The organism is Nonomuraea sp. 3N208, from assembly GCF_052245935.1.
Classification (GTDB): Bacteria; Actinomycetota; Actinomycetes; order Streptosporangiales; family Streptosporangiaceae; genus Nonomuraea.
Genome location: NZ_JBQQBR010000014.1, coordinates 245,135 through 258,023, shown reverse-complemented (window position 1 = coordinate 258,023; position 12,889 = coordinate 245,135). Strand labels below are relative to the sequence as shown.

Genomic DNA, 12,889 nt, shown 5'->3' with positions numbered 1-12,889 from the left:
ACCATGCCAGCCACCGCGAGCAGGGCAGCATGATCCGCCGCTACATCGCCTGGCGAAACCGCAACACCGACAACCCCCGCCTACGGAAGATCGTCAACAGGGCGAACGTGGCCTGACGCGGCACTAGATCCTGACGGCACCCGGGCGACGGTCCTCCACGACGAATGAGGCGAAGGTCGTGGCGGCGGCGTCGGCCCGGCTGACGGTGGGCACCATGCGCAGGTCGGTGCGCCATTCGTGCTCGTCAAGCCGGCACGTGACGTAACCGCGGCGGTCGCCGTCGAAGAACTTGATGTGCGGATTCCACTTGATCATGGGCCCGTAATAGGGCCCGTAGACCTCGTCGTCCCCGTTGGTGGAGATCGACGTGCCGACGAACTCCGTCGCCACGACCGGGGAGTCAGTCCGGTCGAAGTCCTGGTGGATGTCATTGACGAACGTCGAGTGCCAGTCCCCGGCGACGAGGATGGGGTTGCGTACCTTGGCCGAGACGAACGTATCGGTGATGGCCCTGCGTGAGGCCGGGTAGCCGTCCCAGGCGTCGTGCCAGATGATGTCGCCGGTCGGGCCGTCGTGGTCCAGCCGGGCCATCATCACGCTCGTCGCGATCACGTTCCAATGGGCCTTGGAGGCGTGCAGTCCGTCCAGGAGCCACTGCTCCTGCGTGGTGCCGAGCATGGTGCCCTTGGCCGGGTCGTTCCCGGCCGCGCACGCGGGGGCCTCGCCCCAGCCGCACGGCGGCGCGCTGCGGTACTGCCGGGTGTCCAGCAGGTCGAACTGCGCCAGGCGGCCCCAGCGGGAGCGGCCGTAGAGCCGCAGCGAGCCGTCCGCGTCGGGCAACGACCTGCGGCTTACGGGCTGGTGCTCGTACCACGCCTTATAGGCCGCTGCCCGGTTGGCGTCGATCGGGCCGTATGCCCCGGCGTAGTCGTTGGCCACCTCGTGGTCGTCCCAGGTGACCAGCCACGGGAAGCGGGCGTGGGCGCGCTGCAGATCCGGGTCCGACTTGTACAGCGCGTATTGCATGCGCCAGCGGTCGAGGTTCCGCGGGGCCTCGCGGAGCACGTCCGGCGTCGCGGTCTTGCGCATGCCGCCGTCGGCGGGCACTCCGTATTCGTACACGTAGTCACCGAGATGGATCACCAGGTCGAGGTCCTCTTCGGCCATGCTCCGGTACGCCGGGTAGAAGCCGTGCGTCCAATCCTGGCAGGAGGCGAAGGCGAAGCTCAGAGACCCGGGCCCGCCGTGCTCGGGGGGCGCGGTCCGGGTACGGCCCACGTCGGAGACGTCGCCACGGTAGCGGAATCGGTAGTAGTAGTGCCGCCCCGGCGGCAGCCCGTCCACCTCGACGTGCACCGAGTGCGCCAGCTCGGGCAGCGCCGACACGGTGCCCCGTTTGACGACCTTCCGCATGTTCTCATCCAGTGCCAGCTGCCAGTCCACCGGCACCGCACGGCTCGGCATGCCGCCGTCGGGACTGAACGGATCTGGCGCGAGGCGGGTCCACAACACCACGCCGCCGGGTGTCGGGTCGCCCGAGGCGATGCCGAGCTTGAACGGATATTCGTCGCCGCGCAGGCGCGGCGCCGCGAGCGCGGTGCCCTCGAGCGGCACCTGACTGAGGGCGGCCAGTCCGGCGACGGTACCGATGCCGGTGAGGAAGCCGCGACGCCGGAGGGGATTGGCGGGGAGGGGATCAGCTGGGTGGTTCACCCCGCCATCGCAGCGATCGCGGCCGACCACCAAGCGTCCCCCGGATTGCGCACATGTGACACTTCGCCCAAAAGGTGCAGCGTCGGGATCAGTCTCGGCGGCCGACCAGCAGGTCCACGAACAGCGGCAGGTGGTCCGAGGCATCGCTCTGGACGACGGCGGCCGACTCGACCCGGACGTCGGCCGAGGTGAACACGTAGTCGATGCGCGCGCTCGGGCCCGTCGCCGGGTACGTGTAGCCGTCGCCCACGCCCGCCCCGGGCCAGGTGTCGGACAGGGTGTCGGACAGGGCGCGGATCTCCGGCGCGTCGGGGCGGGCGTTGAGGTCCCCGGTGAGCACCACCGGCTCCTCGCGTGCGGCGACCAACGTTTGGATGGCGCGTACCTGCTCCAGACGCTCGTTGGCGTTGTTGTGCTGGAGGTGGGTGTTGAACACCTGCACACGCGCCCCACGCACCTGAACCAGCGCCCGCAGCAGCCCGCGCTGCTCGTGGCCGTCGTAGCGCGGCAGCAGGGTGTTGTCCCAGTCGAGGATGGGGTACCGGGACAGGATCGCGGTGCCGTACTGCCGGCGTGGCGCGCCGGCGGTCAGCGGGTCGAGGTCGAGGTTGGCGCCGTAGACCACGTGCATGTGCAGCCGCTCGGCGAGCCAGGACGCCTGGTCGGCGAACTCGCTCCGCTCCGACCAGTGCCGGTCGACCTCCTGCAGGCCGACGATGTCGGCCTGGCCGGTGCTGATCACATCGGCGACCCGCTGCAGGTTCAGCTTGTCGTCAACGCCCTGGGCGTGGTGGATGTTGAAGGTCGCGACCCTGATCCGGCGGTCGGGCACGTCCGAGACGGCCGCCGCGCCGGCGTTCGCCGTGGTGGTGGCGCCCGTGATCACGAGTACGGCGAGCGCGGCGATGCCGGCGGTGCGGCGGGCTAACTGGGCAGGGCGTGACGCGAACATGCCGAGATCATTGCGGCCGGCCGTGACTTCCGCATGGCGGATCGATGACGGCGTGGCAGCCAGTGCATGACCGACGCCATGACGATCGGTGTCGGAACGGCGGGTCCCTGCACCGGCACCAGCCTGCCGGGGCCCCATGAGCTGCGCGGCCTGGCTGCAACCTGACAAGAGGCCTTGACGGCCGCATTGTCCGCGTTAACACTTGCTCACAGCTCCTCTTGACCGGCTTTTAGCGCCACAGTAAGGCCGAAATGTTAGCGCTAACAGGAAGAGGCACCCCCATGAAGACACCCGCCGCCCGTCCCTTACAGCCCGGCCACCGTTTCAGGACCGCCGTCACGGCAATCGTCGTGGCACTGGTCGCGGTGTGCCATTCGCTCGTGGCCTCCGGCCCGGCGACCGCCGCGACCATCGACACCAACGCTTCCTACGTGCTGGTCAACCGGCACAGCGGCAAGGCCATGGACGTCTACAACCGCTCCACTGCCGACGGCGCCAACCAGCAGTTCCGCGTGGCCGACACCGACAACGGGTTCGTCAAGCTGATCAACCGCAACAGCGGCAAGGCCCTGGAGGTGTGGGAGTGGTCCACCGCCGACGGTGGCCGCCTGTCCCAAGGCGACATCCTCTACTACCACTGGTACGCGGGCGACGGCTCGTCCCGGCTCGGCATCAACAAGCTCGGCTACGATGCGGCCGGCTGGCCCTTCGTCTACTGACCTGCCGCCGCCGGCGGTGCCGGGACGGCCGGCCGCCCACCTCGCGCTCCAGCTGCGCACCCGCTGGGTCAGTCCCTGGGGAAGGTGAGACGGATCAGGCTCCAGGACGCGGCCGGGAGCAGGGCACGCAGTTCTCCTCCGTCGAGCTGCGCGTTGGCGAGGGGCACGACGGCCACCTCGGTCGCATGCGGGTCCGCGCCGGCCGCCAGCAGGTGGGTCTCCGCCACCCGGAGCGGACCGATGGGGCGCAGGTCGGCGGTCAGTTCGAGCTCCTCGTGGGCGCTCCTGTTGACCGCAATCATCGTCACGCCCTCCTCGTCCAGGGTGGCGACGCTCGACAGCAGCGCTGCTTCGCCGTATCTGGACGTGTCCAGCAGGGGAGAGCGCGGCTCCACCCGCAGCACGGTGCCGCGCGTGTGGCGGGCGGTCAGCGCGAACGGGTGGAAGATCGTCTGCCGCCAGGCCGGACCTCCCGGTGAGGTGCGGATCGGCGCGATGATGTTGGCCAGCTGCGCCTGGCAGGCCACGCTCACCCGGTCGGCGTGGCGCAGCAGCGTGATGAGGAAGTCACCGACCACCACGGCGTCGGCCGCGGTGAAGGTGTCCTCGATGAGCTCGGGCGCCTCCTCGAAGTCGCCCTGCTCGCGTCCCTCGTAGCGGCTCTGGTTCCAGACGTTCCACTCGTCGAACGACAGCTTGATCGACTTGCTCCTGCGCAGCTTGGCCCGGACGTGGTCGGCGGTCGCGACCACCGACGAGATGAAACGGTCCATGTCGACCGCCGCCGCGAGAAAGCTGTCGAGGTCGCCGTTCTCCTCGTAGTAGGCGTGCAGCGAGAGGTAGTCGACCGCGTCGTAGGCGTGCTCCAGCACGGTCGCCTCCCACGCGCCGAACGTGGGCATCTGGCTGTTGGAACTGCCGCACAGCACCAGCTCGACCCCCGGATCCACCAGACGCATGGCCTTGGCGGTCTCGTTGGCCAGCCGGCCGTACTCGTCCGCGCTCTTGTGCCCGATCTGCCAGGGCCCGTCCATCTCGTTGCCCAGGCACCAGAGTTTGATCCCGTACGGCTCCGGGACGCCATGCTTGACGCGCAGGTCCGACCAGTGCGTGCCGGACGCATGGTTGGCGTACTCCAGCAGGTCGCACGCCTCCTGAATGCCCCTGGTGCCGAGGTTGACGGCCATCATCGGCTCGACCCCGGCCCTCCTGGTCCAGGAGATGAATTCATCGAGTCCGAACCGGTTCGTCTCGATCTGCCGCCAGGCCAGATCGAGCCGCCTGGGCCGGTCGGGGCCGACGCCGTCCTCCCAGCGGTAGCCGGAGACGAAGTTGCCGCCCGGATAGCGCACCACGCTCACGCCCATTTCGCGGGTCAGCTCCAGGACGTCGGTGCGGAACCCGTGCTCGTCGGCGCGCGGGTGTCCCGGCTCGAAGATCCCCGTGTAGACGCAGCGGCCCATGTGTTCCACGAACGAGCCGAACAGCCGCCGGTTCACCGGAGCGATCTCGAAGGCCGGATCAAGGGTCAGTCGTGCGCTCTTCACAGGGCGGCTCCTCACGCGGTGCTGGTCCTGCCATTCGTACAACGTCGTATGCAACGTTGTAAATAGCCGTTGTTCCATCGTTGGAAATCTCGCTGTAGAGTGCTCTCCGAGCTGGCAGAGGGGGGATCCATGCGGCCGCGCCTGAAGGACGTCGCTGAGCACGCCGGGGTGTCCGTCAAGACCGTCTCCAATGTCGTTAACGGCTACCCGCACGTCAGCCACGACACCCGCACCAGGGTCGAGGCGGCGATCGCCGAGCTGGCCTACCGGCCCAACCTGTCGGCGCGCAACCTGCGCCAGGGCCGATCGGGCGTGATCGCGCTGGCCGTGCCCGACCTGTCCATCCCCTACTTCGCCGAGCTCGCCACCCGGGTGATCGAGGCGGCCGACCGGCACGGATGGACCGTGCTCATCGACCAGACCCAGGGCGAGCGGGCCAAGGAGCTGCTGGTGGTGTCGGGCATCAGGGCCCAGCTCATCGACGGCCTGCTGTTCAGCCCGCTCGCGCTCACTCGCGCCGATCTGGCGGCCAGGACAGACCAGACGCCGATGGTCCTGCTCGGCGAGCGGGTCGGCCGCTCGCGGCTGGACCACATCGCGGTGGACAACATCGCGGCGGCGCGGCTGGCCACAACTCACCTGATCGAGCTCGGCCGCCGCCGCATCGCCGCCATCGGGGCCCAGCGATCGGCTTCGGCCATGACGGCCAAGCAGCGATTGCGCGGGTTCCAGAGCGCGCTGGCCGACGCCTCGCTGACGGCGCACGCGGTGGCGTACGTGCGCGACTTCCACCGCTCGGACGGCGCGGCCGCGATGGCGCAGCTGCTCGACTCGGGCTCGCCGCCCGACGCGGTCTTCTGCTTCAACGACACGCTGGCGCTGGGCGCGCTGCGCACGCTGCTGTCCAGAGGGGTACGGGTGCCGCAGGACGTGGCGCTGATCGGGTTCGACGACATCGAGGACGGGCGCTTCTCCACTCCGAGCCTGTCGACGATCGCGCCGGACAAGACCGGCATCGCCGAATCCGCCGTCAACCTGCTCGCCACCCGCCTGGCCGGTACCTCTGGGCAACCACCCCAGGAGATCTGCGCGCCTCACCGCCTCCTCGCCCGCGAAACCACATCCCCCTAGCCCACCCGTCCGGCGTCTCGGCGAGAGGCGAACGAGCTTGTGCGGCGCGTGCTGCCGGCACTCCCCCACCCGCGATGCGCTGCTCACGGCGGTGGCCGGGTCCGTGCGGGCGGACGCCGGGTTCGCCGACCTGGTCGGGTTCATCGCGGACATCGTCCAAGTGGCGGCCGGCCCGGGCGGGTCTGATTTACAACGCTGTAACGAACACCGGCGGCGCTGTTTACAACGTTAGATACAACGATGTAGAACGAGGCATCACCATATGGGTCAGGAGTGTGATGCAGATGTCCCTGGACAACCTCACCCGGCGACGCGCGCTCGGCCTCGGCCTCGGAGCCCTCGTTCTCACCGGTTGCGGCGGGGGCGGCGGGCCGAGACAGGCCACTCAGCAGCCGGCGACGACGGCAGCCCCCACGGCGTACACGGGCCCGGCGGTCTCTCTCGCCTTCTGGAACGGCTTCACCGGCGGCGACGGCCCGTTCATGAAGCGGCTGATCGAGCAATTCAACGCCGCCCACCCCAACATCAAAGTGACCATGAACGTCTACCAGTGGGCGGACTACTACGCGAAGGTCCCCGCGGCGGTGGCCGCCGGCCAGGGCCCCGACCTCGGCATCATGCACGTGGACAGCGTCGCCACCAACGCCGCCCGTCAGGTGGTGCTGCCCCTCGACGACGTGGCCACGTCGCTCAACCTGACGGAGGCCGACTTCTCCCCTCCGGTCTGGCAGGCCGGCGTCTACAAGGGCGCTCGCTACTCCATCCCGCTCGACGTGCACCCACTCGGCATGTTCTACAACAAGACCGTCCTGTCCAAGGCCGGGCTCGACCCCGAAAACCCGCCCAAGACCGGCGAGGAGTACCTGGCCGCGCTCGAAGCCCTGAAGCAGGCGGGCATCCAGGGGCACTGGGCGACGCCGTTCCCGTTCACCGGCAGCATGCAGTTCGGCAGCCTGCTCTACCAGCACGGCGGGCAGTTGTTCGCCGACGACGCCAGCGTCTCCCGCTTCGCCGAGGAGCCCGGCGTGCAGGCCCTGACCTGGCTGGTCGAGCTGGTCAACAAGGGCTACAGCCCCAAGAACGTCGGGCAGGACGCCGACCTCATCGCCCTCCAGAACGGCAAGGCCGCCTTCAACTGGAACGGAATCTGGTCCATCAACACGTTGCGCGCGGTCAAGGACCTGGAGTGGGGCGTGGCGCCGCTGCCCCAGATCGGCGCCGAGCCCGCCGCTTGGGCCGGCTCCCACCAGTTCGTGGTCTTCAAGCAGCGCAAACCCGACCAGAACAAGCTGACCGCGGCCAAGGTCTTCATCAACTGGATCAGCGGGCACTCCATCGAATGGGCCAAGGCGGGGCAGGTGCCCGCGCGCAAGTCCATCCGCGACGGCGCCGAGTTCCAGGCGCTCAAGGAGCAGGCGGCCATCGGCTCCCAGATCGACAACCTGTACTTCCTGCCGTCCGTGCCCGGCATCGGCGACGCCTCCGCCGTCGTGGACCAGGCCATCAACGCGGCGATCCTGCTGAAGGACAGCCCCAAGGACGCGCTCACCGAGGCGGCCGCCAAGGCGGACAAGATCCTCGAGCAGAACCGGAAGAAGTACGGCGCCTGATGACCACGCTCACCGCGAAGGCCTCCACGGCCAGGGCGGCGACGCCGGTCGCCTGGTCGGGGCGGGCCACTCCGTACCTGTTCCTGGCCCCGTACCTGGTGTTGTTCTGCGTGTTCGTGCTGGCGCCGGCGATCTACGGGGTGTGGGTGAGCCTGCACGACTGGGACTTCCTGCTCGAGGGCAGGCCGTTCGTGGGGCTGGACAACTACACCGCGCTCTTCGATCCCTCGTCGGCCGTCTACGCCGATTTCTGGATGTCGATGCGGGCCACCGGCTGGTTCACGCTGTTGAGCGTGCCGTTCCTGGTGGTGCTGCCGCTCGGGATCGCGCTGCTGCTCAACCGGTCGTTCCGGGGCAGGACGTTCTTTCGCGGGCTGTTCTTCGCGCCGTACGTGCTGGGGGTCGCCGTCGTCTGCCTCATGTGGCGACTGCTGCTCGATCCGAACCTCGGACTCGTCGACTGGCTGCTCGGCACCGACATCGCGTGGACGACGTCGCTGCCGTGGGGGTGGGTCGCGCTGGTCGGCGTCACCGTGTGGTGGACGCTGGGGTTCAACGGTGTGATCTATCTGGCGGGCATGCAGGACATTCCGCGCGATCTGTACGACGCCGCCAAGGTGGACGGGGCCGGCCGGTGGGCCGAGTTCCGGCACGTGACGCTGCCCGGGCTGCGGCCGGTCATGTTGTTCGTGGTCACCACGACGATTCTGGCCTCGGCGAACATGTTCGGCCAGTCGTACCTGCTCACCCAGGGCGCGCCGGGCGGCGAGACCAGGACCGCGATCGTGTACATCCTCGACCAGGGCCTCGGCCAGTACAAAATGGGCAGCGCCTCGGCCATGAGCTACGTGCTCACGCTCGCCCTGATCGTCGTCAGCGTGATCAACTTCCGGCTGTTCAGGGGGCGGTCATGAGGCGGTACACGGCCCTGGTCGCGCTGGCCGTGGTGTTCGTGGCGCCGCTGCTGTGGGCGCTCGGCACCTCGCTGAAGAGCCAGACCGAGGCCACCCGCGTCCCGCCCACGGTCTGGCCGGCCGAGCCGACCAGCCGGGCGTACGGCACCCTCTTCGAGGGCACGACGCAGACCCCTGTGCTGCGGTGGTTCGCCAACAGCCTCATCGCCGCGACCGGCCAGATGCTGCTCGTGCTGGTCGTGTCGTCGCTGGCCGCGTACGCGCTGGCCCGGCTGGAGTTCCGGGGCAAGCGGCTGATGTTCGGCGTCATCGTGGGGACGTTGCTGGTGCCGGGGTTCGTCTTCCTCATTCCGGCGTTCCTCATCGTGGACGCGCTGGGGTGGCTCGACAGCCTGACCGTGTTGATCGTGCCGGGGGCGGCTGGGGCGTTCGGGGTCTTCTTCCTGCGGCAGTTCTTCCTGGGGTTGCCGCGGGAACTGGATGAGGCGGCGCTCATGGAAGGGGCCAACCACTGGCACATCTTCCTGCGGATCACGTTGCCGCTGTCGAAGCCGGCCCTGGCCACGCTCGCGGTGCTGAGCTTCCTGAGCAACTGGAACGACTTCATCTGGCCGATTTTCGTGATCTTCAGCCCGGACTACTTCACCTTGCCGCCCGGGCTGTCCATCCTGCAGGGCGCTTACACGATCGACTATCCGGTGATCATGGCCGGGGCCGTGCTGGCCAGCGTGCCGGTGCTGATCCTGTTCGCGCTGACGCAGCGCTACGTCATCGAAGGCATCTCCCGTAGTGGGCTGAAGGGCTGATACATGCGCATCGCAGCGGTTGCCTCGCTCGTCCTGTCCTTACTCTCCGGCCCCTCCTCCTCGTACGCCAACCCCGTGTCTGCCGGGTTCGCCGACACCTTCGCCGATCCGGCGGTCATCCGAGGGCTCGACGGCTACTGGTACTCCTACGGAACCTCCGATCCGCTGCGGGAAGGGGAAGGCCGGCACCACCGGCTGCCCATCGCCCGGTCCAGCGATCTCGTGGAGTGGACGTACGTGGGGGACGCGTTCGGGGAGGACAACCTGCCGCCGTACGCCGCGCCCGGCAGCCTGCTGTGGGCGCCCGACGTCCGGTACCTCGACGGGCGGTACGTCATGTACTTCACCGTCACCAACACCACGAGCACGCCGCACCCGTGGGACTTCTCGATCGGGGTCGCCACAGCGCCGTCTCCGACGGGTCCGTGGACGCATCAGCCCGCTCCCGTGGTGGCACCGCGGCCGGCCGGCGACTCGTACTGGAACACGATCGACCCGGCGCAGTTCACGGATGTGGACGGGCGGAAATATCTCTACTTCGGCGGATTTTTCGGGGGATTGTGGGTTACAGAGCTCACCCCTGATGGGCTGGGGGCCGTGGGCCAGCCGACGCAGGTGGCCATCGACAACAAGTTCGAGGGCGCCTATGTCGTACGTCGTGACGGGTTCTACTACCTGCTGGCCTCGTCCGCGAACTGCTGCGCCGGGCCCACGACCGGATACTCGGTCCTGGCCGGGCGAGCCACCAGCCCGCGCGGGCCGTTCGTCGATCGCGAAGGACAACCGCTGCTCGCCTCCCGTGCCGGTGGCACCCCCGTCCTGGATCAGAACGGCAACCGCTGGATCGGGACCGGTCATCACTCGCAGCTGACGGACCTGTCCGGGCAGGACTGGATGCTTTACCACGCGATCGATCGGGCGGATCCGTTCCTGGACGAGCCCTACGGGATCAACGAGCGGCCCATGCTGCTGGACCGGCTGGACTGGATCGACGACTGGCCGGTGCTGCGGGCGGGCGCCGGGCCGTCCGAGCGGTCGGGAGAGGTGCCGGTCACGCGGGGGTCCGTGGACGAGCGTTTCACGGGTGATCTGTCGGGGTGGCGTGGCACGGACGGTTGGACCGTACAGGACGGATATGTCCGGCATGGCGCCGGAAACGGCAAGGCGGCGACGCTGATCGCCCGGCAGGGCGTCGGCGGCGACCTGCGTGCCGAGACGGACCTCCGGGTGACCGGCCGGTCGGGAGGGCTGCGCATCGGCGGGGCGACCGTGCTGGTGTCCGGCAACGAGCTGGTCGTGACCGCGGGCGGGGCCCGGCGGACGGCCGCCCTGCCGGGTGCCGCGACGACCTGGCGCAACCTGGCCGTCACGGTCGACGGCCGGACGATCAGCGCTCAGGTCGGCTCGACCGATCGGCTCGGCGACCCGCGCGCCACCGTACGTCTCCACTCCCCCGTCCCGCCGTCGGGCACGTTCGGGCTGGTCGCCGAGGGCCAGGCCGACTTCGACAACGTCAGCGTGGCGCGGCTGTTCACCCCCGTCACCCGCCCGGCACCGGTCCCTCGCCCCGGCACACTGCTCGACGCCGACGAGTTCGACGGCGAGGGCCGCGGCTGGCAGTGGGTACGCGAGGACACCTCCGCACGCGTCACCGGCGGCGTGCTCCGCTGGCCGGTCCAGGGATCGGACCTGGTCGGCACGGCCAACGCCGCGAGCGTGCTGCTCCGCACCCCGCCCGAGGGCGACTACATCGTCGAGACCAAGGTGACCCTGGATCTGGGTGAGGACACGGTACGCAACTACCAGCAGGCGGGCCTGGTCGCGTACGTCTCCGACGACGACTTCGCCCGCCTCTGCCAGGTGGCCATCTGGAACACCCGCCAGGTGGAGTACGGCAGGGAGCTCCCGTTCGCCGGCCGCCTGTCGTACGGCGGCAACATCGCCGGCCCGCCCGCGAAGACCACGTGGCTCAGGCTCGCCCATCGCGTCGACCCGGCCAACGGCGAGCACGAGTTCCGCGCCGGCTCCAGCCGCGACGGCAAGACGTGGACGTGGGGCGGCGTGTGGACGTTCCCGAAGGACACCGCGCCGCGCATCGGCCTGGTCGCGCACGGAGGCGCACAGCCGGCCGTCAACGCCGAGTTCGACTACGTGCGCGTCCACCGGAGCAAGTGATCGTCCCGGAGCCCGTCACCGGGCTCCGGGCCCGCGCCTTCGCAGGTGAGCTCGACCGCAAGCGCTTCACACGTGACCGTGTCCGAGCTGCTCGGCAGCCGCGCCCCGGGCAGGCAGTACCTCAAGCGGCAGGAGGGCTTTTGGGAACACCGCCTGTCCGAGACAGCGCTGAAGATTTTCGACTGGTTCGGCGACAACGGAGGCAGAGGCCGGGCACTCGACCTTCTTCACAGGTGAGGACGGAAAGCGGCTCAGGGATGGGGCGGGGCTGGGTGGGCAGGACTTTCCTCATGCCGGAACTTCCTGATGTGGAGGGCTTCCGCAGGGTGCTGTCCGAGCACACCGGCGAGCCGATCAGGGCCGTGCGCGTGCGCGACCCCGGAGTCCTTCGCGACATCAGCGCACGGCAACTGGCCGGCGCGCTGCGGGGACACCGGTTCGAGCGGCCGCGACGGCACGGCAAGTGGCTGATTGCTCCGGCGGGCGGGCCGGTGCTGATGGTGCACTTCGGCATGACCGGTTCACTGTCCTGGCATTCCGCTGACGAGCCATGGCACCGGCATGACCGCGTCGTCTGGCAGTTCGACGACGGCGAGCTGCGCTTCCGCGACATGCGGAAACTCCAGGGGATCCGCCTTGCCGACGATGCGATTCAAGTCGAGCGGGTGCTCGGCGACCTCGGCCCGGACGCGCGCGACGTGTCCCGCGAGCGCTTCGACGAGTTGCTGTCTGGTCGCCGGGGGCGGCTCAAGTCGGTGCTGACCGACCAGACGTTCATCGCCGGCCTCGGTAACCTGCTCGCCGACGAAATTTGCTGGCATGCCCGTATCAATCCGCAGCGTGCCGTGGGAGATCTGGACGAAACCGAATGCGCCGCGTTGTACGAGGCGATGCGCCGGGTTCTGCGAGAAGCGATCAAGGCCGGCTGCGTGCCCCCACGTGACACCTGGCTCACCGGGATCCGCGACGAGCCCCATGGCCCCTGCCCGCGCTGCGGCACACCCCTGTCCAGCCGCCGTATCTCGGGCCGTACGACCGTCTGGTGCCCTGGCTGCCAACCTTCCTGACGATCCGCCGCGGCCCGCTCACCGACGACCTCGACGTCCTGTCCGACGCGTTCGGCGTCTTCCACGAGCCCGGGAGGCTCCACGTACGCGGCGGGCCCAGACCTCGCCGTCGACCGCCGGCCTGACTCCACCTCCGCGAAGCCGCAAACCACCTCTCTCTTCACCGCATACCCGTACGGGCAGGGAGTCTCCACGATGGGCGAGCAGCATGAACTGACAAAAATTGACATCTGTCATTCCATATCTGATACTTTC

11 protein-coding genes are annotated in these 12,889 nt (G+C 69.1%); 8 read left to right on the top strand and 3 right to left on the bottom strand.

What is annotated here, in order from left to right:
• Positions 1 to 123 precede the first annotated feature (123 nt).
• Complete coding sequence (locus ACTWPT_RS23025) at positions 124 to 1,713, bottom strand: alkaline phosphatase D family protein (RefSeq protein WP_443179491.1); 1,590 nt, start codon at positions 1,711 to 1,713, stop codon at positions 124 to 126.
• An 88-nt stretch (positions 1,714 to 1,801) separates the two neighbouring features.
• Entirely contained in the window at positions 1,802 to 2,665 is an 864-nt protein-coding gene (locus ACTWPT_RS23020; RefSeq protein WP_443179490.1) for an endonuclease/exonuclease/phosphatase family protein, read from the bottom strand.
• Positions 2,666 to 2,946: 281 nt separating this feature from the next.
• Between ACTWPT_RS23020 and ACTWPT_RS23015 the strand changes: the two genes are divergently transcribed.
• The gene (locus ACTWPT_RS23015) at positions 2,947 to 3,384 is read left to right on the top strand and encodes an RICIN domain-containing protein (RefSeq protein ID WP_443179489.1); all 438 of its coding nucleotides are present in this window, start codon (positions 2,947 to 2,949) and stop codon (positions 3,382 to 3,384) included.
• Positions 3,385 to 3,452: 68 nt separating this feature from the next.
• Here ACTWPT_RS23015 and arfA read toward each other — a convergent pair whose 3' ends face one another.
• The gene (gene arfA / locus ACTWPT_RS23010; RefSeq protein WP_443179488.1) at positions 3,453 to 4,931 is read right to left on the bottom strand and encodes an arabinosylfuranosidase ArfA; all 1,479 of its coding nucleotides are present in this window, start codon (positions 4,929 to 4,931) and stop codon (positions 3,453 to 3,455) included.
• A gap of 129 nt (positions 4,932 to 5,060) precedes the next feature.
• Between arfA and ACTWPT_RS23005 the strand changes: the two genes are divergently transcribed.
• The 7 genes from ACTWPT_RS23005 to ACTWPT_RS22975 all read left to right on the top strand — a co-directional run bounded on the left by ACTWPT_RS23005 (position 5,061) and on the right by ACTWPT_RS22975 (position 12,759).
• Positions 5,061 to 6,062 carry a LacI family DNA-binding transcriptional regulator gene (locus tag ACTWPT_RS23005; RefSeq protein ID WP_443179487.1) on the top strand — a complete coding sequence of 334 codons (1,002 nt, stop codon included), beginning with the start codon at positions 5,061 to 5,063 and terminating at the stop codon, positions 6,060 to 6,062.
• Positions 6,063 to 6,340: 278 nt separating this feature from the next.
• The gene (locus ACTWPT_RS23000; RefSeq protein ID WP_443179486.1) at positions 6,341 to 7,672 is read left to right on the top strand and encodes an ABC transporter substrate-binding protein; all 1,332 of its coding nucleotides are present in this window, start codon (positions 6,341 to 6,343) and stop codon (positions 7,670 to 7,672) included.
• Positions 7,672 to 8,586 (top strand): carbohydrate ABC transporter permease, encoded by a 915-nt coding sequence (locus ACTWPT_RS22995; protein ID WP_443179485.1) that lies wholly within the window; start codon positions 7,672 to 7,674, stop codon positions 8,584 to 8,586. The genes ACTWPT_RS23000 and ACTWPT_RS22995 overlap by 1 nt, the downstream gene beginning before the upstream one ends.
• A complete protein-coding gene (locus ACTWPT_RS22990; RefSeq protein WP_443179484.1) occupies positions 8,583 to 9,392 on the top strand; it encodes a carbohydrate ABC transporter permease in 810 nt (269 codons plus the stop codon). Before ACTWPT_RS22995 ends, ACTWPT_RS22990 begins: the two co-directional genes overlap by 4 nt.
• A 3-nt stretch (positions 9,393 to 9,395) precedes the next feature.
• Entirely contained in the window at positions 9,396 to 11,567 is a 2,172-nt protein-coding gene (locus ACTWPT_RS22985; protein WP_443179483.1) for a family 43 glycosylhydrolase, read from the top strand.
• Between the two features lie 257 nt (positions 11,568 to 11,824).
• Positions 11,825 to 12,634 carry an Fpg/Nei family DNA glycosylase gene (locus ACTWPT_RS22980; RefSeq protein WP_443179497.1) on the top strand — a complete coding sequence of 270 codons (810 nt, stop codon included), beginning with the start codon at positions 11,825 to 11,827 and terminating at the stop codon, positions 12,632 to 12,634.
• A complete protein-coding gene (locus ACTWPT_RS22975) occupies positions 12,610 to 12,759 on the top strand; it encodes a hypothetical protein (RefSeq protein WP_443179482.1) in 150 nt (49 codons plus the stop codon). Before ACTWPT_RS22980 ends, ACTWPT_RS22975 begins: the two co-directional genes overlap by 25 nt.
• Positions 12,760 to 12,889 lie beyond the last annotated feature (130 nt).